Below are 20,964 nucleotides of genomic sequence, written 5' to 3'. Positions count from 1 at the left end.
ATTTATAAATTTATTTGAATTATGCCTCTGCTATTTCGAGTTTTGGTTTCTCGGCTTTCTTCTTTTTATCACCGAAGAAATAGTTTTTCATGTTTACGCGGATAATGTACATACATGGTACAAGTATCAACGTAATAATTGTAGCGAAACCAAGACCGAAGATCATTGTCCACGCTAACGGGCCCCAGAAGGCAACGTTATCACCACCGAAGTGGATGTGCGGCGCACCGTGAGTGAACAAGCCCACAAAATCGATATTGAAACCTACGGCTAATGGTATTAAACCAAGTATGGCTGCGGTCGCAGTTAATAATACCGGCGTCATACGGGTATGCCCGGCTTCTACCACTGCGTCGTGCAGGTTTGCGCCCTGGTCTATCAGCATATCGGTAAACTCTACCAGCAAGATCCCGTTACGTACCACTACACCCGCAAGGGCTATGATACCTATACCCGTCATTACAATGGCCATGGTCATCCCGAAGATACTTACACCAAGGAACACCCCGATGATACTGAAGAAGATCTCGCTGATGATGATGAACGTTTTACCTATCGAGTTAAACTGGATCATCAGGATGATCAGGATCAACCCGAATGAAGTTCCCATTGCACCACCAAGGAACGTCACAGCTTCCATCTGGTCTTCTTGGCCACCACCTTGCCTTATGGTAATGTTCTCGTCCTTTTTAAAGTTACCTACGGCCCTTAAAATATTGGCGTTTACCTCGTTGGCATTATAAGGCTTAATAACGCTTGAGCCTAATGTAAGCACCCTGCGCTGTTGTTTACGTTTAATGTTACTAAAGGTATTGGTATAACGGATATCGGTAAAGGCAGAAATAGGCACCTGGCGTATCGCGCCGCCTGTTGCCAGATCGCGATAGGTAATTTTCAAGTTGCGCAACTCATCAATATTACTGCGTTGCTCTTCCATCGCCCTAACCTTTATCTGGTAATCATCCTCTTTGGTATTACGGAAATCTGCTGCCTTTGCACCGAATATTGCTGTACCTAAGTTTTGGTTTACCTGTGCGCTGGTTATACCCTCGCGGTTTGCGCGTTCGCGGTCGATGTCGAAAACAATATCCGGCTTGTCATTCTGCACATCGGCAACCAGGTTTTCTATACCGGCAATGTTTTGCTTATCCAGGTAGGTTTTTAAACGGCTGCCTGTTTTTACCAGCGAATCTAAGTTGTCACCGATGATCTCTATGCTGATATCTTTTTGTACCGGCGGGCCACTGGCCTCTTGCGCTACTGCAATTTTAACACCCGGAAAACCTTGTACAGCTTTACGGATCTTTGCTAAAACTTCTTTAGTATCCTTACCATCACGCTCGCCAAATTCAACAAAGGCTACGGTTACCTTACTCTTATTTTGATAATCTCCCTGATCTTCATCCTGCGGGTCGGTAACGCCTTTGGTTACGTTAGATATGATAGACGATACAATATCCTTATTAGGCTCAACAACTTCGGCAACGCGTTTTTCTATTTTCCTGGTTATTTCGTTTGTCGTAGCCTGGTCGGTACCTATTGGCATAGTTATATATACATAGGCAAAGTTAGGGTCGCCGGATGGGAAAAACTCCGGTGTTTTACCGATAGTCATTAGTAGCACAATAGACAAAACAAATAACCCAAATGTGCCTACAAGCATGGTTATTGGCCTTTGTACTGCTTTTTCCAGCCATTTGGCATACCAATTTTGGAACTTAGGCCAGGCGTTATTCTGAAACCTGTCTATCACCCTTAACAATACAAAGTGGTTTAACAGGTACAATACCATAAACAGCACAATCAGGTTACCTATACCAAAGTTGATCAAATAACCCACAACGGCAGCGCCGGCCATGTAAAGCAAAGTGCGATTTGTTTTTTTATCAAATTTAGGGTTATCGTGTTCGCCAGGATGGTGCGCTTCCATAAAGTCTACCGCGAACACCGGGTTCATGATATAAGCTACAACCAATGATGCAAGCAAAGTAATGATAAGTGTTATAGGCAAAAAGAACATAAACTCACCAATAATACTATTCCAGAATGCTAACGGTACGAATGGTGCAAGCGTTGTCATGGTACCGGAAAATACCGGAAGGAATACCTCGCCGGCAGCCATTTTAGCCGCCTCTTTAATGGGTACTTTACCGTTCGCGAAAATACGGTGCGTGTTCTCGATAACAACGATCGCATCATCCACCACAATACCCAATGCGAGCAGGAAGGAGAACAGCACGATCATGTTTAGCGTAAAGCCTATCCATGGCATCACAATAAAGGCGATAAAACAGGATAACGGTACCGATAGCGCCACAAATATGGCGTTGGTAGTACCCATAAAAAACATCAGGATAACAGTTACCAGTATAAAACCAATAATGATGGTATTGATAAGGTCGTTAAGCGTAGTACGTGTTTTATCTGATTGATCGCCGGTTACGGTAACATTTAAACCTTTAGGGAACGATGTTTTTTGTTTCTCTTTGATCAAAGCGTTTATCTTGTCAGATGCCTCGATTAAGTTCTCCCCTGTTCTTTTACTAACGTTAAGCGTTATTACATTTTTAAATTTAGATTGCTCTGGGGTTTTTAAACGCGCGTAACTCTCCTGTTCTAAAAAAGCATCTTTTATCTCGGCAATATCGCGCAGGTAAACTGCCTGCCCCTTAGGGTTACGGATAGCCATTGCAGCTACCTGGTCGGCATTTTTAAAATCCTGTTTGATATCCACACTGCGGCGTACCCCATCGGTTTTAATGGTACCGGCTGATGAAAGTATGTTTTCGTTACCGATAGCCTGAGTAATGTCATTGAAGCTTATTTGTGCTGCTGCCATTTTATTCATGTCGACATTCACCTGTATCTCGGGCGTTAAGGCACCAACTTCATCCACTTTCGAGATCTCTTTATAGCTTTCTATCTCATCCTTTAAAATGTCGGCATATTCCTTTAATCGTTTCAGGTCATAATCCCCTGATATATTAATGTAAAGGATCGGCAGATCGGCAACGTTAACATCAGATATAACAGGCTCTTTAAAGTTGTTATCGTTTTGCGGCAAATCCTGTTTGGCTTTATCAACCGCATCTTTTACATCTATTTTAGCATCCTTTGTTTTAACGTTGGCGTTAAATTCAGCTGTAATTATAGATACGTTTTGTACGGAGTTTGAGGTAACCTTTTTTAAACCTTTAAGCGATTTAAGCTTTTTCTCCAGTTGCCTGGTAACCAAATTCTCAACATTTTGTGGTGACTGGCCCAAAAACTGTGTGGTGATGAAAATTTTTGGTACAGCGATATCCGGGAAGTTTTCTTTCGGCAGGTTGTTGTAGCTAACCAAACCCAGTACCGTGATCATAAATATGAGTACGTATATAGCGGTTTTGTTATCAATGGCCCAACTTGAGGGGCCAAATTCTTTTTTAAGATCTTTCATATATTTAGTAGATCAGTGTGTGGTTGTTAAATTAGATCGCAGATTGTAACACTTTTACTTTGTCGCCGTCTTCAATATCGGCAGCACCTTCGGTAACCAGTTGTTCCCCAGCCTTTAAACCAGATAATATTTCTGACTGGCCACCGTAAGTTATACCTACTTTAATCGTTTTGCGTTTAGCGATGCCATTTTCGTTTACAAAAACGTAATCGCCGTCTTCTGCTTTCTGGATAGCCTTAACAGGTATTATAACAGCATTTTGTTTAGAATAATCGGCTATTTTGATAATAGCTGTCATGTTTGGGCGAAGCGTTTTACGTACCGGTAATTTTATCTCAACCGCGAAACTCCGTGAGGTTGGGTCTATAGCTTTAGCAGCAAAAGTCACCTTGGTTTTTAAAGAGTCTTTAGCATCTGGTACTAAAATCAAAACTTCGTTACCTGTACCTACACTACCTGCATAGCTTTCCGGAACATCAGCCTTTACTTTTAGCATATCGGCATTTACAATGCGAATGCCATTTGTGCCCGGTTGTGCAACCTGCCCAAGTTTAAGGTCCATTTGGTCGATGGTGCCACTTATTGGCGACACAATACGGTATAAGTTAGCTTGTGAACGCAAGCCTGATAAGCCTTTTTTACTTGCCTGCAAAGTAGTTTGCGCTTGTAAAAACTGCACTTCGGTACCAATTTTTTGATCCCAAAGGTTTTTCTGACGGTTGTATAACTGCTGGTTAAGATCGATCTGCGCTTGCGATTGCGCGATGTTTTGCTGCAATACACTGTTGTCTAACTGTACAAGCAACTGGCCTTTGCTAACATGCTGGCCCGGTTTTACGTAAATTGCTGTAATAGTACCTGGGGATTGCGGATAAGCCGTAATGTTATCCTGCGCGTCGATCTTACCTTGTATTTGTACATAGTTGGTAAACGCGCCGGTTTTAACTTCGGCAACACCAACTTCAATAGCTTTGGTAGAATCGCCAACTTCAGATTGTAGCTTGGTTATTTTAGCGTTAATTTCAGATTGTTGTTTTTGCAGATCAGCAAGTTCTGCTTTTTTATCTTTTGGTTTGCTTGAGCACGCTGCCAGTAACAACAATGCCGATATGTATATTAATTTTTTCATTTGAGTGATTGTATATGTGTAGTTTGAGTATGTTTTATTGGATTCGGCCGTAAGCGTGATCAAGATCTACCTTGCTAACTAAAGCATCGTAAAGGCCTTGTATATACTTATTATCAGCATCTTCTAAAGCTGTTTGTGCCTGGGTGACCTCTATACTTGAGCCTACCCCCTGCTGGTATTTGATCTTAGATACCCTGAGCACCTCGCGTGCCAGTTCCTGGTTACGTTTTTGATTGTTTAAAGATTGCAGGCCATTATAGTAAACTATTCTTGCCTGGCTGGCTTGTAATGCAAGGCCATTTTTGGCATTAATAAGATCATTTTGATTTTTTAACACAACTATTTGCGATTGCTTTAGCTGGCTTGAACGTAAACCACCGCTGTAAATGGGAATATTTAAACTTAAGCCGATATAGGTTGACGGGAAATTCATGTTATATAACTGGCTAAAGCTATTGTTTTGAAATAGTATGGCCGTATTCGCGTTAAATGCCAATGATGGCAAATACGCCGACTTTTTACGTTTAACATCATACTGGCTTAGCTTCAAATTAGTTTCTAATAAACCATATTCGATACGGTTACGATAAACCGTGGTATCGGTATTTGCAATATCAGATACGTTACTGTTCAGATTAATATCAGCTAATTTGTCCCTTAAAGTAAGTTCATACTCTATAGGCATCCCCATCTGGAATTTTAATAAAGCGTAATTTAATGCAAGCAACCTAATGGTGTTTTCTTTTGTTGTAGTTAAATTGTTGTATTGAACCGTTATCCTGTCAACATCAATTTTTTCTACAAAACCCTGTTTGTTTTGAGCTACCGTTTGGTCAAGTTGTTGCTTTAACTGGTTTATATTAGCGTCAAGTAACTTTACCTGTTCATCGCTAACAAGCACCTGGTAATAGGCCTTGGTTACATTTACGTTAGCCTGTATTTTTGATCTTACCAAGCTACGGTTATAAAGTTCTTTATATGTGCTCCTGGCTTTTAATCCAACAAGGTAACTTCCGTCAAAAAGTAGTTGATTTAGGGTAAGACCCGCGTTATTGCTGTACTTTTGATAGATACTTACAGATTGAAACCCGCCTTTACCATCAGGGAATAAAATCTTGGGGATTTTTAAGTAATCCTGAAAAGTTACCGCACCGGCTAATTGTGGCAAGCCTTGTGAAATGGTTTCTTTAACTTTATAATTAGCGCTAACAACATCAAGCCCGGCGTTAACAACCGAATCCTGGTGTTCATAGGCATAGTTAATAGCTTCCTGTACCGAAAAACTGTACGCCTGCGGCGCCGGCTGCGTTTGCGAGAACCCACGCGAGGCAGCCGTTAGTAGTAATAGTAGGGTGAGTATTCGTTTCATTTGTGAGTGATGTGTATATGGTAGATTATTGTTTGTTTTTTATTGTTATGGGGCAAAGCAAATGTTTTTATTGACAGCGGTATGTCAGCAGTGCTCAACTCTTAATTTATTTTTTCAAGATGTTCTGTTTTATATTTATCCAGTAACTCGTGTCCCTTTAATGTACATATACCGTAGTTGAAATGCTCAAGCAATTGATACTGAACTTTCCAGGGGCTAAATTGCGAAACCGGGAATATGAGTGTATTAAAGCCCATTTCTACCTGGTTAACGCGCATCTTAGCTAAGATCTTTACATCCACATCTTCGCGGATAAAACCCTGTGCAATACCTTTTATCAACAATTCTTCCAATGTTTTAATGATCACATCGGCTTTAAAATCCTGGAACTTTACCCATGCATCCGGGTGATATTTCTGCATATCGTGAATTACAATGGGATTTATCCGCCCAAAGATCTCTTCAGAACACTTCATCATATTGATCATTTCTTCTATCACATTTGATGATGTATTGATGATGACAGCAATCTGGCACTCGTCTTCCTTCAATTTCTTTTCAACCAGGGCAATTACAAGTTCATTCTTGTCACTAAAAGAATGATAGATGGTTTTTTTTGACATCCCCAAGTGCCTGGCTATATCGTCCATGGTAACGCTTTTGATGCCGCCTGTTAAAAACAGTTCTTCGGCACCTAAAATTATTCTATCTGTTTGACTGTTTGACATTATTAGTCAAAACTAAGGAAACATTTTTAGATTTCAAAGTTTCCGTTTGAAATTACTTCTAACTGACAATCACTCATTTTCCACAATTGTATATCTTTGCAAAAAAACCCTTTCAATGGAATTGAATTCCCTAACCGCCATTTCCCCTATCGACGGCCGATACCGTAATACAACAGCACCATTAGCTGCTTACTTTTCTGAATACGCCCTTATTAAATATAGGGTTTATATAGAGATAGAGTATTTTATAGCACTTTGCGAGCATCCGCTGCCCCAGTTAAGTACTTTTGATAAAACTTATACCGAAAAGTTACGCGATATCTACCGAAATTTTACTGAAACTGATGCCGAGAGTATAAAAGAGATAGAGAAAACGACCAACCACGATGTTAAGGCCGTCGAATATTTCATCAAGAAAAAATTTGATGATTTGGGTGGATTAGAGGAATACAAAGAGTTCATTCACTTTGGTTTAACCAGTCAGGATATCAACAATACCGCTATTCCGCTGACTTTTAAACTTGCATTAACAGAAGTTTACTACCCTGAGATAACCAATTTGGTTGAGCAACTGAAAGGTTTTGCTAATGACTGGGATGCTATCCCGATGCTTGCCCATACCCATGGCCAACCTGCATCACCTACGCGTTTGGGTAAAGAGATCAGCGTGTTTGTAGAGCGCTTGCAAAAACAATTGGTGCATTTAAAATCTGTACCATACTCTGCAAAGTTTGGCGGTGCTACAGGTAATTTTAATGCACACCATGTAGCCTATCCTCAGATAGATTGGAAAGCATTCGGGAACCATTTTGTAGACGACATACTGGGTTTGCACCGTTCGCAGTACACCACCCAGATAGAGCATTACGATAACTTTGCTGCACAGTGCGATGCCTTGAAACGCATCAATAATATCCTGATCGACCTTGACCGCGATATGTGGACCTACATATCTATGAACTTCTTTAAACAGAAAATAAAGGCCGGCGAAATAGGTTCCTCGGCTATGCCGCATAAGGTGAACCCCATCGATTTTGAGAACAGCGAGGGTAACCTTGGTATTGCCAACGCTTTATATGAACACCTGGCCGCTAAACTACCTATCTCCCGCTTGCAGCGCGACCTTACTGATTCTACAGTTCTTCGTAATATAGGTGTGCCGGTTGCGCATACGCTGATCGCCATGAAATTTACCGTAAAAGGACTGAATAAATTACTGCTTAACGAGGTTGCCATAAACGCCAGCCTGGAAGCTAATTGGGCTGTTGTTGCAGAGGCGATACAAACCATATTACGCCGAGAGGCATACCCAAACCCTTACGAGGCATTAAAAGAGCTTACCCGTACTAATACGCAGGTTAACGCCCGAACTATTGCGGAGTTTGTAGATGGCTTACAAGTGAGTGATAGCGTAAAGAACGAGATAAAAGCGATAACACCGCAGAATTATACAGGGATATAGTATAAAAACACGCGTCATTGCGAGGTACGAAGCAATCTCTACTTAGGCAGAGCCGCTCTGTAGAGCAAAGAAATTGCTTCGTACCTCGCAATGACGTGGTGGAAAGCTAAGTCATCAACAGGTCAAATCACTTTTTAGAGGGTGTTTAAATGAAAAACCTGATTACATTTGTTTACTATATTAAATTTAACATCCATGAATATCAGCGTATATACCGAAGCCACCCCCAACCCGGCAACAATGAAGTTTATTGTAAACAAGTTGCTTGTCAACGGAAGCGTGGATTATGCTACAAGGGAAAGTGCCGAAAAAGCACCATTTGCAAAGGAATTATACAAATTCAGTTTTGTTAACGGCGTGTTTTTTGCCAGCAACTTTGTAACAGTTACTAAAACTGAAGGCAGCGACTGGGACGATATCCAACCGATATTAAAAGAGTTTGTGAAAGGTGCTGTTGAATCTGAACTTAAAGTGCAGGAAGTTGAGCAGGAAACCGATGTTGCTTTTGAAGGTACCGAAACCGAAATAAAGATCCAGCAGATATTGAACGATTACGTACGCCCGGCTGTTGAGCAGGATGGTGGTGCTATCACCTACCGTTCGTTTGATGAAAAAGGTGTAGTTACCGTTGAGCTTCGTGGCTCATGCAGTGGTTGCCCTTCATCTACCGTAACCCTTAAATCGGGGATTGAAAACTTGCTCAAACGTATGGTTCCTGAAGTTACCGAAGTGGTTTCTGAAGCGCTATAATCGTTAGGATTACATCGATTAGATATTAAAAAGCCGATTGAGATTCAATCGGCTTTTTTGTGCAATAATGCAGGTGTCCCACTATTTATGACATAACAAATGAGACACTTATTAAAGTGCTGATATTTAGATACTTGAAAAATTTAGACGTTTGATTTCACTTAAACCATTTATTTAACAATTTAAGATTATTTATTTAGTAATAAGTTACTTAAGTATTTTAAGGGACTGTTCCACAGTGAGACAGGGTGGTACAGGGTGAGACACCTGCTAACGGCTATAATAAGTAGGGAATTGTGCTTTCTTAGATGTTAAAATACTTCTCCAAATACTCCAGCATCCCGCCTGTTATTTTACCGTTTGTTGCCAGCAATTCGCGGGATTTCAGCACTTCCGAACCGCCCGTAAAGTTCACTATTTCGCCCCCGGCTTGTTGTACTATTACAATGCCCGCGGCAATATCCCAGGGGTTAAGGTTATACTCGTAAAAAGCTTCGAAACGGCCACAGGCGGTATAAGCCAGGTCCACAGCGGCAGAGCCTATTCGGCGCAGGCCGTGGCAATTGCGCATCAGTTCGGTAAAGAGTTTGATATAGCGTTCCTGGTAGCTAAAATCGTAGTATGGGAAACCGGTTGCTATCAGGCTATCGGCAATGCTTGGTTTGTTGCTTACCTTTATTTCGGCACCATTTAAGTACGCAGGTGCATCTTTATGAGCATAAAAGCATTCGTCCTGATTCACTTCATAAACTACGCCTAATACAAGCTCTTCGGCATCTTGCAGGGCAATACTTACCGAATAGGTTGGCAAGCCATGTATAAAGTTGGTGGTGCCATCCAACGGGTCGATGATCCAATTGTAACGTTCGCCTATTTTGGTGCTTGTTTTTTCTTCGGTTATAAAACCGGCCTCGGGCAGTATCAGTTCCAGCCCGGCAACTATCTTTTGCTCGGCGGTTTTATCCACGTAAGATACCAGGTCGTTTAGGCCTTTATACTCTATTTTATCAGCGTTAAAGGTTTTACGCTCGGTACGGATAAACGCGCCGGCCTCTTTAGATACATCAATAACCTGCCCTATTATTTGGTTCAACTGCATCTGGTACTTTATTTAGAATGGAAAATTACGCGTTGGTAGCGCCCGTTTTTTTGAATCTGCTGGTGCCAAAGTAAACTAATGCCGCGCCGCCCAATACCATCACTACCGAGATCATTTCTGCCTGGGTGAACGAGATACCGGCAACCACATACTTGGTATTTACACGAATCAACTCGATGCAAAAACGCTCTACACCTGCCATGATCATGTACACACCAAACAATACGCCCGGTGCTTTAAATTTATGGCGCAATTGCCATAGTACCAGGAACAGCAATATGCATATTACCGACTCATAAAACGAGGTTGGATATACCGGTAATTTCAACTCGTTACAAAACCTGCCAACGCAGTTAGGGATAATATTGTCACGGTCGCTCATATCCACGTTATGCGGGAATTTAAAACTCCACATCCAATCCGGCGCCCAGCTTAAAAAGCTTGGTTTTGGGTTCAGGTTGGGGATGCCCCAATCGCCGTCGCCGCTCATTTGGCAGCCAACACGCCCAACGCCATAAGCCAGCATCATACCCGGCCCGCCAATATCCAGCATGGTTAACGGTTTTATTTTGTGCTGGCCCGCAATGTAAAGTACGGCCGCGCCACCGCAAATCAAGCCACCGTAAAAAGTTAAGCCGCTAAAGCCTACCAGCATGCCTACAGGGTCGTGCATAAAATCGCCCCAGTTCTCTAAGGCATTAAATAGTTTGGCGCCTGCAAAGCCGCAAATAGCCGCCCACAGCAATATGCTGCCCATTAACTCGTGCGTATGCACAGTTACGCGGCGTTGCTCGGGTTTTGGTAATACCTGTTTTTTGTTTTCGTAATAAGCCCAGTACGCGAAGATAATCGCGCCCAAAATGCCTGCTGGCCAGTTGCCGTTGGTTGATAATAGCACCGTTTGGGTGTTATCGGTAAGTTCAGCAAAGTGCATGGCCGCATACACCAATTTGTAGAAAAGCACAAAGCCAAAAACGCCGTTGCTTAGTAATTCTACCCAGGAAATTTGAGCGCCAATGGTAATGGTTTTCTCAAACGGGTGGATGTACCCAAGTTGTTCCCTTCTCTTAAATTCTTGCGTAAACGCCCAGTATGCGGCCATAAAAGCTATCGCCACAAAAAAACCGAACGTTTGTACTATCTTGAAAAATTCAATATTGGCACCGGTAAAATATTGGATGAGGTAATAGAGATTTGGAAACATTGGTAAATGCTAAGTTTGGTGCGAATATAATAGTTAATGAACTAATATTTCTTCGCTTTCTGTTATTTCAACATCACCATCCGGTGAAATCGCTGTTAATTGCACGGTACGTAATTCGTTAACCAGTATAGGGTCGTACTTGGTTTTTACCTTAACGTAATTCCTGGTAAAACCGTGCATAATGCCATCTTTCAGATCGGCCTCAAACAGCACTTCGTAGGTTTTACCTATCTGGGTATCGTAAAAGGCGCGGCGTTTTTTGTCAGACAGGATGTGCAGCATCTTACTGCGGTCGGCACGGGTAGAGCCGGGGACTACCCCACTCATTTCGGCTGCCGGGGTATTCTCCCTTTCCGAATAGGTGAACACGTGGAGGTAAGAAACCTCAAGATCATTCAGGAAATTGTAGGTATCCACAAAATCCTCGCGGGTTTCGCCGGGGAAGCCTACTATAACATCCACACCGATGCAACAATCGGGCATTAGCTGTTTTATTTTTGCTACGCGATTAGCGTAAAGTTCTCTCTTGTACCTGCGGCGCATTAACCCCAAAATTTTATCGGAGCCAGATTGCAGCGGGATATGGAAATGCGGCACAAACCTTTTTGAGGTGACCACAAAGGCTATTACCTGGTCGTTAAGCAGGTTTGGTTCTATAGACGATATTCTGATGCGTTCGATGCCTTCAACCTCGTCAAGCGCCATCACAAGGTCAAGGAAGCGGTCTTCACGTTTACCCTCGCGGATACCGAAATCGCCAAGGTTTACCCCTGTCAATACGATTTCTTTAACGCCGGATGCGGCTATTTCGTGCGCCTGCTTAATTACATTCTCGATGGTATCGCTCCTGCTGCTGCCACGGGCAAGCGGTATGGTGCAAAACGTACAAGAATAATCGCAGCCATCCTGCACTTTTAAAAACGTACGGGTACGGTCGCCAAAGGAGTATGAGGGCACAAACTCGTTAGCGTGACTAACAGGCTGGTTTAAAATGACTGCTTTTGGATTTTTAGTAAGGTCGGTAATATGATCTACCAGCTGGAACTTCTCGGCAGCGCCCAAAACCATATCAACGCCGGGGATCTCGGCTATCTCTTTTGGTTTAAGCTGCGCGTAGCAGCCTACAATGGTAACAAAGGCGTTAGGGTTGATCCTTAGGGCCTCTTTAACTATCTTTTTACACTTCTTATCCGCATTATCGGTTACCGAACAGGTGTTTACAACATACACATCCGGCGTATCCGTAAAATCGACCGTATCGAAACCGGCATTGTTAAACATGCGGCCAATAGACGAGGTCTCCGAGTAATTCAGTTTACAACCAAGCGTATAAAAAGCGACTTTCTTATTCATTTCCAAAGCGCAAAGATAAGATTTTTAGAGATTAGTTGATTACAGGTTAGAGATTGGTTGTTAATGGGGTGTAAAATTGGGTGGCGCGGCTTTCCAATTTGTCGTCCTGAACGATAGTGAAGGATCTATTATAGAACTTGATTAACGAGGATGCACGACGGCGATAAATCTTGTTGTTGAAGTAAGTAGCCGACTTGCATGGCCACTTGTTGAATAGGTTACTCACCGCGCTTCGCTTCGCTGGCGACCCTCTCTGCTACGCAAAGAGGGTGAGAATAAAATGGGGCTTAACCCTCTTTCCGCCGCAGGCGAAGAGAGGGTGGTCGGGCGAAGCAATGATCGGGTGAATAAAATAGCGAATTGATATGACGCGGAATTGTCAGTCTGAGCTTGTCGAACCTAAGGGCCTTGCCAATAGTTCGAGATGAAAGCCTTTTTATTTCTTTAACCTGTAGGCGAATACATCTTTCTTCCATTTCCCATCCTTACCCTTCTCATCCAAAATGCAATCCATTTTTAGCGGGCCTATGCGTTTATAGGTAATCAAAACTAACTTATCAAGCGATTGAAACGTCACTTCGTTTTTAGAGATCTTTATAGCGGGCATCAGGTAAGGTTTATCTTTATCCTCCCAGCCTATGCTGCCTTTATTAAAATGGCGGAGTTTCATGACCGGTCCGGCTTCAGATTGTTCTATCGCCATAAATTCATAAAACACGATCTTTCCATCTTTTACACAGCGGAAGGTGCTCACGATGTTGTCGCCCATCGGCGGCCCCCAAAATTCTTCCATATCACCCACTCATGTTTAAGCGTCCAGGTACCGGCCATAAAGGCAAGGTCTTTAACGAAAGCTTTTTTGAGCTGCGCGGATGCGGAGCCGGTTATTGCTGAAATGAACAGGATGAATAATAAGGATTTTTTCATGTCTATATATTTGTTTCGCCCTTGTTGGTGTTGTAAGCTGCGTTAGAGCATTTCAATTCAAAACTGCGCTAATTTTGTTGGTTACAACACCAACAACGGCGGGAAAATCGTGTATTGGCAGGTTGACTTTGAAAATCTGGCTTTAAACACTGGCTGAATTAACTTTTGTATTTTGTGAGATCTATTTTCACAATGGTGTTTAGCCAAGTATCTTTAGTTTTTATTTTTAAATAGCGATATTTAATTATTAGCACGCTGCCGATGAGTTTTGCATCAAATAAATATTCAGGTTCTGGCAATTCACCGGCCTTTAAAGTCCAAGCGACAACTCCCTTAGGTAAATCGATTTTCATTCGCTTTTTTGTTTCGATATTGTATACAACCAAAGCATCTGTATTATAAGATACTATTAACGGATCGTTATAGCGAACGCTATAATAAATCAACGGGCCCAAATTTATAATCTCTTTACCTGTCATTTTACTATACAAGATATACTCAGGCGGAGTGCAACAACCCGAAATTAAATTGTTTTGTATTAGAAATCCAGCCTTATACTCAGTTGCATAGCTATAGCCGAGGCGACCTGTATACCCAACTAACTCCAAAGAATATATAATTTTCTTTTCCCCAAGCTTGTTTTGAAATGTAAGCCAAGATGAGTCACAGTTGAATTGCCAATATAATTTCGATTTGTTTTTTAGAATAATATCCTTACAACTGATACCCTCAGACCAATTTTTATTAGCGCTGCAATTACAAACCTTTTGCGCAGAAGCGCATGTAACTATAAAAAACAACAAGCAGAAAACTATAAATTTCTTCATATAAGTTTAATCTTTCGATACATTAATATTGCTGCAGAAGATAAATAATCTATTTTCTTCGCGCTTGTTGGTGTTGTCACCAACAAGCTGCTATGCATTATAGCATTCCATTTCAAAACTGTCCTAAATATTGTTGGTGACAACACAAACAATGGCGATACGACACCAACAACGGCGGGCGTGGTTCGATAGCCTCACCATGAAGCAATAAAACAATCCAACAATTAGGCAATTCTAATAACTAAATAATTATATCCCCTCCCACCTGTAGCTTTCGTTTTCCAAACCGATCAGGTCTATCACACGGTTTACAACCGTCATGGCAAGTTCTTCGATGGTTTTGGGTTTGCTGTAGTACGATGGGATGGCGGGGCAAATGATACCGCCGGCTTCGGTAACGGTTTGCATATTGCGGATGTGGATGAGGTTTAAAGGGGTGTCCCTCGCAACAAGTATCAGCCGTCGGCGCTCTTTTAGTATTACATCGGCAGCGCGGGTTATAAGGTCGTCGGATACGCCGGAGGCTATGCGGCCCAGTGTACCCATAGAGCATGGCACTACCACCATGGTATCAAACCTGGCCGAGCCCGATGCAAAGGGCGCCATAAAATCGTTTTTGGTGTAATATTTAAAGGGGTAGTTGCCGTGGGCTTTATCATCCAGCTCAAACTCCCAAACCTGTTTGGCATTGTCGCTCATTACAATGGCAACCTCGGCTACCTGGTTTTGTAGCAGCTGTAATTTATCGAGCAGTAACTTGGCGTAAATAGAACCGCTTGCACCGGTAACCGCGACAACAATTTTCTTCTTAATCATGATATATGGTACAAATAAACGGAAGAAAAGTTACAGGCACAAAAAAGGGTCGAATAACTCGTACCCGACCCTACATCTACCTATGAAAAACATGCCCTTTGAGCGGGCATCACAAATATAATAACAGTTTCTTATTTATTAAACAATTTCTTAAAATAAATTTAATGTACTGAGGGATAATTCTTTTCAATTAAAGTTTGGATAATCCCGTCTACCATACCCACTGTAGGCACATAAATGCTCTTGATATTGGCGCATTTTAACACGGTAAGATAAATCTCGCAGGCCGGGATAATAACGTCTGCCCTATCATGGTTCAATCCCAAAACATTTATACGGTCTTTCAGCGAAAAACTATCCAGGTAATTGTACAGTGCCCTAAGTTTTAGATAACTTAACGCTGCGCCGTCTTTTTCCTGCGATAATTTGTAAAGTTTGTTGATGTTACCACCTGTACCAATGCCATAAATATTTTTTAAGCCCTTGGTATGCTCACGGATAAAATCCTTCATCTCTGTCCAGGTTTCGTCCTTGTCCTGGTTATCCAGGATGCGGATGGTACCCAGGTTAAATGATTGAGATGCTAAGATATGTCCATCGCTGAATAACGACAATTCGGTACTGCCACCACCCACATCAATGTACAAGTAGTTTTTGCTTTTATCTATGTTGATCTCGGCGTGGCTGTTGTAAATGATCTTGGCTTCGCTTTCGCCGTGTACAATTTGCAGGTTGATGCCTGCCTCGGCCATAATTTTATCGGCTACTGCCTGCCCGTTCACGGCTTCGCGCATGGCGGATGTGGCACAGGCCATATAATCGGTTACCCGGTAAACATCCATCAGGTTGCGGAAAGCCTGCATAGATTTGATCAGGTCGATGGTTTTCTTTTCAGAAATTTCTTTGTTTAAAAAGGCATCGTCCCCAAGCCTTACGGGTACGCGGATCAGCGTAATTTTTTTGAAGGATATCGATTCGTTATTCTCGATGATCTCCGCGATCAGCATCCTGACGGCGTTAGACCCAACATCTATGGCTGCGTATCTCAATTTGTGTTTTTATTTTTTAGGTAGGTGTAAATGTCTATCTGGGCGCGCGTTAGTACCTCCGATTTTGTTTTGTGGTACCTGTTAACTGCGTTCCCGCTTATATCGCGCGCTTTGGTGTTATCCTGTAACTGTATCTCGATAATATCCCTCACCTCGCGGCGCAGATCATCATCCGACACCGGGAAGCCAACCTCTACACGGTTATCAATATTACGGGTCATAAAATCGGCGCTTGTAAGGTAAACGAGTTCCTTGCCGCCGTTGCCGTAAATATGTACACGGGCGTGCTCCAGGTATTTATCCACAATGCTTATCACTTCGATGTTCTCGCTAAAGCCCTTTACACCCGGTATTAAACAGCACATACCACGCACAATAAGTTTTATACTTACCCCTGCAGTGCTGGCCTGGTAAAGTTTATTTATCAGCTGTTCATCTGCAAGGCTGTTCATCTTGAAAATCATGTAGGCTTCTTTACCTGCTTTGGCAAACCTTACCTCATTATCTATCAACTTATAAATAGCCATGCGCGAATCTATAGGCGATACCATAAGTGTTTTTAAACCTTTTGGCAATACATTTCTGCTTAGTGATTTGAAGATAGCCACCAGGTCGGTGGTTATCTTTTTATCGGCTGTAAGTATCGTATGATCGGCGTAGATGCTGGCCGTTTTCTCATTAAAGTTACCCGTAGATAAACAAGCGTAGTGGAAAGGTTTGCCTTTTTCCATGCGGGTAACGAGGCAGATTTTTGAGTGTACCTTATAACCGTCTATTCCGTAAAGCACATTCACGCCTTCTTCTTCCAGCTTGTTGCTCCAGTAGATATTGTTCTGTTCATCAAAACGGGCGCGCAGCTCTACCAAACAGGTTACCTTTTTACCGTTTTTTGCAGCGTTTATAAGGGCATGAACTATCTTTGAGTTCTCGGCCAAACGATAAACCGTTATGCTGATCTCTTTAACTTTTGGATCGATAGCGGCCTCGCGCAAAAAGTGGATCACATAATCGAACGATTGATATGGCGTGCTGATCAGGAAATCCTTTTTGGCGATCATCCCCATCAAACTCTTCCCAAAGGAAAGATCGGGAACGGGCAATGCGGCGTTCTTTTTATACTCCAGGTCGGGCCGGCCAACGTTGGGGAACGAGATGAAATTTTTAAAATTATGGTAGCGGTTACCGGGGATAAGGCTGCCCTTATCCAGTTTCATTTTCTTGACCAGGTAGTTTACCATATCCAGCGGCATTTCGCTATCATACAATAAACGCATCGGCTTGCCTTTGCGGCGTTTAAGCAGGCTTTTGCTCAGGGCATCCACAAACTTAACGCTTACTTCCTTATCCAGGTCAAGCTCGGCATCGCGGGTTAGCTGTAGCGAGTATGCTTCTATCGAATCATGGTCGAAAATGAAGAAGATGTCCTCTAAACTATAGCGGATAATATCATCCAAAAGGATAATAAACTTTAGGTTATTGGTTTCCGGCAGTACCAAAAACCTCGAAAGGTTATCCGGGAACTCGATAAGCGCGTAGCGCGATTTTTTATTTTTGGTAAGCCTTACAAAAAAGTAGATGGCACGGTCGCGCAGTTCGGGCAGCGGCAGGCTGTCATCCAGCATGATGGGCACCAACGTAGATAACAGTTTATCCCTGAAAAAGCTTTTCACAAACTCGCCACGGGTAACATTCAGTTGTTTATCGTTCAGGATAAAGATCTTTTCTTCGGCAAGCTGCTTTACAATAATGTTCTCGTAAAGGTTGTTGAATTTTCTTTCCTGCTTTACAACGGTGGTTTTTATTTGACCGAGGATCTTTTTTGGGTTATAGCCCAGTATCTCCTTAGCCTTTTCGTTCAGGTTGGCTAAACGGGTTAAAGTGGCTACCCTAACACGGTAAAATTCATCGAGGTTTGATGAAAATATGGCCAGGAACTTTATCCTCTCAATAAGCGGCACGGTAGGGTCGGCAGCTTCCTGTAAAACCCTGTCGTTAAAGTATAACCAGCTTATCTCTCTATTTATTAACGGAATGTTCTTAGTATCCATACTGTGATAGCAACAAAACTGCTCATTTATTTGTTAAGTTAATATTAACTTATCTGCATAAGTAGATGTTTTCAATATTAAATTTAATAATCCGCGGCAATAATATGCTGCGTATGCAAATGTTACTTAGCTTTGCAGCGATAACAAAACCATTATTATGCCTTCATTTGATATAGTAAGCAAGATTGACGGACAAACTTTAGACAACGCCATAAACGTAGCCAAAAAGGAAATATTGAACCGTTACGACTTTAACGGATCTAAAAGCACTATCGATCTGGATAAAAAAACCAACGAAATTACCATCGTTACCGAGGATGATATGCGCCTTAAAGCGATTACAGATGCCATCATCAGCCGCATGATCAAGCAAGGCCTGGATTCAAAAGCGCTTGATTTTGGTAAAGAGCAGTACGCATCGGGCAGCATGATCCGCAAGGAAATTAAGATAAAGGAAGGCCTTGATAAAGAAGCCGCCAAAAAAGTTGTCAAAAAAATCAAAGACAGCGGCCTTAAAGTACAAGCCGCCATAATGGACGACCAGGTACGCGTTACCGCCAAAAAGATAGACGATTTGCAAGATGTTATTAGCCTGTGCCGCACCGAAGATTTTGGCCAGCCGCTGCAATATATTAATATGAGGAACTAGGGCCTCTTCCCAATCCTCACCTTTGCATACGGAGAAGAAATTGCCGTCTAAATGCAAAAGGACTTATTTGAAGGGGACTATGTCCCCCTTTTCATTTAAGGCTTGCATAATAACCCGATTATTATCATCAACATATAGGTTAATGCGTGGTTTACCTTGCTTATCCTTTATAAAAAGCCCTACCTCGTTCTGTTGATTTTTACCAATAAAAAGCCTGCCATAACCCAATAAGCCTTGTTGCCGCATTTTTTGCAGCCCATCCTCCAAAATTTGCTTATCCTTTGTTTTTAATAACGAATCATACTTAGCCATCTGCTGCCCCACGGTAAAGTTAGCGGGCCTGTCCCATAGTTTTAAGCCATAGCTGGTTCTTGGTTTTCCGGTGCTACCATCATCGTTATATTGCAGCTGCATGATCTGGTCATTTTTATACTTATCTACCGATAACACCAACCCTGCAGATTTTTTAGTTCCGTCATACAATAAACCGCCACACTCGTCGCCATCGGTATTAAAAAAAACGATCCCTGCAGAACGCCCGCGTTTGGGTAACGGTTTGCCATCTATTATACCGGGGTGCTGCAACTCATCGTTACTGATCACCATTTTTAGCTTGCCGCTTTTCTCTACAACGTTTATGCGTTCTACATCTATCTCTTTAAACCTTGGTTTTTTATTTGCTGTTGTAAATGCGAAGCAGAAGCCGGTAATTACAACTAATGTTAACGCTGCCGAGTAATACTTTAAAAATCTGATCTGTTTTAATAGTTGCTGATCCATACTGGGGATTTTGAATGGTAACTATCTGAATAAACACTTTGTAACACACAAAAGTTTATAAAAACACCCTAAAATCAAAAGGCCGCTTCTTTTTACAGAGCGGCCTTTTACTAAACCAACTTATGAAAACACTCTTTGTGTTATTTTACACTTTTTACTTTAAACTTATTTGATCGCTATTTCTCTTGTTTGAAATTTAGCTTCTTCTCTTTTTGCTACGGTTAATCTTAAGATGCCGTCTGCATAATCTGCTTCAATTTTTGAATGGTCAACAGACTCAGGCAAGGTGAACGACCTTACGAATGAGTTGTAACTGTATTCGCGCTTGCTGTATTTTTTAGCTTCGGCGTTTGCTTCCGCTTTCTTTTCGGCAGATACGGTAAGAATATTTTTATCCAGGTTGATCTTAAAATCTTCCTTCTTTAGGCCCGGTACCGCTAATTCGATATGGAACTCATTATCATTTTCGGCGATGTTCACAGCAGGTACGCGTGCAACTAATTTATCGCTGATGAACGAATCGTTCAATAAAGAATCGAAAACGTCGTTAAAGAAAGGATGCGCGTTATTTTTTAGTCCGTTGTTAAATTTTACTAATGTCATGGTCTTATTTAATTAAGTTTTTGTTTTTGTTAACTTCGTAACCAATCAATCAACTGTTATACCAACAAGTATTAAGCGATTATTGCAAGACAAAATGTCTTACATATTTATTTATTAGCGACAAAATGTCTTACAATGGCTGAAAAATTAACAGATTACAAGTATAAAACCGACATAGCCATTCGCTTTTCGGATATAGATGCGCGCGGCCATGTAAACAATGCGGTATACCTCACCTATTTTGAAGTAGCCCGTTTCAACTACTGGCGAGATGTTGCCCACTGGGACCTGAAAGAAATAGGTATAGTAGTGGGGCGGTCAGAGATCCATTATTTAAAACCAGTTACCATTGACGATAAGCTGGTTTGCTACGTACGGGTGGTAAGAATTGGCAACAGCAGCTTTGATGTGATGCACGTGCTTGCTAAGGTGACCGAAAGGGGCGAAGAGATCTGTACAACCTGCAAAACGGTATGCATCAGTTACGATTATGATACCAATAAATCTATCGCGATAGATAAAGCCGGCCGCAAAAAAATGATAGATTACGATGAGCCAAGGTTAATATTGAATACGAATTAAAACCCAATGCGCAGATTCAGATGTGCGAATGTGCAGATACATTTATCCCTGCGCCGTTGTGAAGAACGATAGCAAAGTGAGAATCACCGACTTGCTTGTTAACCGATTTTATTATTTAGGGTTGCCGCGCTACGCTCAAATGAAGGGATA

At 42.0% G+C, this 20,964-nt stretch carries 19 protein-coding genes; 4 read left to right on the top strand and 15 right to left on the bottom strand.

Going from position 1 to position 20,964, the window contains the following annotated elements; all coding sequences use genetic code 11:
* Positions 1-19 precede the first annotated feature (19 nt).
* The 4 genes from ABIB39_RS12020 to ABIB39_RS12005 all read right to left on the bottom strand — a co-directional run bounded on the left by ABIB39_RS12020 (position 20) and on the right by ABIB39_RS12005 (position 6,665).
* Complete coding sequence (locus tag ABIB39_RS12020; protein ID WP_354430276.1) at positions 20-3,439, bottom strand: efflux RND transporter permease subunit; 3,420 nt, start codon at positions 3,437-3,439, stop codon at positions 20-22.
* A 31-nt stretch (positions 3,440-3,470) separates the two neighbouring features.
* Positions 3,471-4,568, bottom strand: a complete 1,098-nt coding sequence (locus tag ABIB39_RS12015; RefSeq protein WP_354430274.1) for an efflux RND transporter periplasmic adaptor subunit — start codon at positions 4,566-4,568, stop codon at positions 3,471-3,473.
* Between the two features lie 34 nt (positions 4,569-4,602).
* A complete protein-coding gene (locus ABIB39_RS12010; RefSeq protein ID WP_354430272.1) occupies positions 4,603-5,937 on the bottom strand; it encodes a TolC family protein in 1,335 nt (444 codons plus the stop codon).
* A gap of 101 nt (positions 5,938-6,038) precedes the next feature.
* A complete protein-coding gene (locus ABIB39_RS12005; protein WP_354430270.1) occupies positions 6,039-6,665 on the bottom strand; it encodes a TetR/AcrR family transcriptional regulator in 627 nt (208 codons plus the stop codon).
* Positions 6,666-6,780: 115 nt separating this feature from the next.
* Here ABIB39_RS12005 and purB point away from each other — a divergent pair, with 115 nt between their 5' ends.
* Both purB and ABIB39_RS11995 read left to right on the top strand, forming a co-directional pair.
* Positions 6,781-8,127 (top strand): adenylosuccinate lyase, encoded by a 1,347-nt coding sequence (gene purB / locus ABIB39_RS12000; protein WP_354430268.1) that lies wholly within the window; start codon positions 6,781-6,783, stop codon positions 8,125-8,127.
* 195 nt (positions 8,128-8,322) lie between these two features.
* Positions 8,323-8,877: a NifU family protein gene (locus tag ABIB39_RS11995; RefSeq protein WP_354430266.1), complete on the top strand. Its 555-nt coding sequence runs from the start codon at positions 8,323-8,325 to the stop codon at positions 8,875-8,877.
* A gap of 304 nt (positions 8,878-9,181) precedes the next feature.
* Here ABIB39_RS11995 and ABIB39_RS11990 read toward each other — a convergent pair whose 3' ends face one another.
* The 9 genes from ABIB39_RS11990 to ppk1 form a co-directional block, all read right to left on the bottom strand.
* Positions 9,182-9,976 carry an inositol monophosphatase family protein gene (locus tag ABIB39_RS11990; protein WP_354430264.1) on the bottom strand — a complete coding sequence of 265 codons (795 nt, stop codon included), beginning with the start codon at positions 9,974-9,976 and terminating at the stop codon, positions 9,182-9,184.
* A gap of 25 nt (positions 9,977-10,001) precedes the next feature.
* Complete coding sequence (locus ABIB39_RS11985; protein ID WP_354430262.1) at positions 10,002-11,180, bottom strand: prolipoprotein diacylglyceryl transferase; 1,179 nt, start codon at positions 11,178-11,180, stop codon at positions 10,002-10,004.
* 33 nt (positions 11,181-11,213) lie between these two features.
* The gene (gene mtaB / locus ABIB39_RS11980) at positions 11,214-12,533 is read right to left on the bottom strand and encodes a tRNA (N(6)-L-threonylcarbamoyladenosine(37)-C(2))-methylthiotransferase MtaB (protein ID WP_354430260.1); all 1,320 of its coding nucleotides are present in this window, start codon (positions 12,531-12,533) and stop codon (positions 11,214-11,216) included.
* 436 nt (positions 12,534-12,969) lie between these two features.
* Positions 12,970-13,326 carry a DUF6265 family protein gene (locus tag ABIB39_RS11975; RefSeq protein ID WP_354430258.1) on the bottom strand — a complete coding sequence of 119 codons (357 nt, stop codon included), beginning with the start codon at positions 13,324-13,326 and terminating at the stop codon, positions 12,970-12,972.
* The gene (locus ABIB39_RS11970; RefSeq protein WP_354430256.1) at positions 13,284-13,460 is read right to left on the bottom strand and encodes a hypothetical protein; all 177 of its coding nucleotides are present in this window, start codon (positions 13,458-13,460) and stop codon (positions 13,284-13,286) included. Before ABIB39_RS11970 ends, ABIB39_RS11975 begins: the two co-directional genes overlap by 43 nt.
* Before the next feature lie 158 nt (positions 13,461-13,618).
* Positions 13,619-14,287, bottom strand: coding sequence for a hypothetical protein (locus tag ABIB39_RS11965; RefSeq protein ID WP_354430254.1), 669 nt, complete (start codon positions 14,285-14,287; stop codon positions 13,619-13,621).
* A 249-nt stretch (positions 14,288-14,536) separates the two neighbouring features.
* A complete protein-coding gene (locus tag ABIB39_RS11960) occupies positions 14,537-15,103 on the bottom strand; it encodes a UbiX family flavin prenyltransferase (RefSeq protein ID WP_354430252.1) in 567 nt (188 codons plus the stop codon).
* A gap of 161 nt (positions 15,104-15,264) precedes the next feature.
* Positions 15,265-16,152: a Ppx/GppA phosphatase family protein gene (locus tag ABIB39_RS11955; protein ID WP_354430250.1), complete on the bottom strand. Its 888-nt coding sequence runs from the start codon at positions 16,150-16,152 to the stop codon at positions 15,265-15,267.
* Positions 16,149-18,200: a polyphosphate kinase 1 gene (ppk1, locus tag ABIB39_RS11950; RefSeq protein WP_354430248.1), complete on the bottom strand. Its 2,052-nt coding sequence runs from the start codon at positions 18,198-18,200 to the stop codon at positions 16,149-16,151. The genes ABIB39_RS11955 and ppk1 overlap by 4 nt, the downstream gene beginning before the upstream one ends.
* A gap of 157 nt (positions 18,201-18,357) precedes the next feature.
* Between ppk1 and ABIB39_RS11945 the strand changes: the two genes are divergently transcribed.
* A complete protein-coding gene (locus tag ABIB39_RS11945) occupies positions 18,358-18,849 on the top strand; it encodes a YajQ family cyclic di-GMP-binding protein (protein ID WP_354430246.1) in 492 nt (163 codons plus the stop codon).
* A gap of 63 nt (positions 18,850-18,912) precedes the next feature.
* On the opposite strand, the gene ABIB39_RS11940 is transcribed toward ABIB39_RS11945, so the two are convergent.
* A complete protein-coding gene (locus tag ABIB39_RS11940) occupies positions 18,913-19,629 on the bottom strand; it encodes a hypothetical protein (RefSeq protein ID WP_354430244.1) in 717 nt (238 codons plus the stop codon).
* Positions 19,630-19,794: 165 nt separating this feature from the next.
* Positions 19,795-20,232 (bottom strand): Hsp20/alpha crystallin family protein, encoded by a 438-nt coding sequence (locus ABIB39_RS11935; RefSeq protein WP_354430242.1) that lies wholly within the window; start codon positions 20,230-20,232, stop codon positions 19,795-19,797.
* Between the two features lie 135 nt (positions 20,233-20,367).
* Here ABIB39_RS11935 and ABIB39_RS11930 point away from each other — a divergent pair, with 135 nt between their 5' ends.
* The gene (locus ABIB39_RS11930) at positions 20,368-20,814 is read left to right on the top strand and encodes an acyl-CoA thioesterase (protein WP_354430240.1); all 447 of its coding nucleotides are present in this window, start codon (positions 20,368-20,370) and stop codon (positions 20,812-20,814) included.
* The last annotated feature ends 150 nt before the right edge of the window (positions 20,815-20,964 follow it).

The organism is Mucilaginibacter sp. UYP27, assembly GCF_040547175.1.
Lineage (GTDB): Bacteria > Bacteroidota > Bacteroidia > Sphingobacteriales > Sphingobacteriaceae > Mucilaginibacter.
The sequence above is the reverse complement of the archived record's forward strand: the minus strand, read 5'-3'. Positions and strand labels throughout refer to the sequence as shown.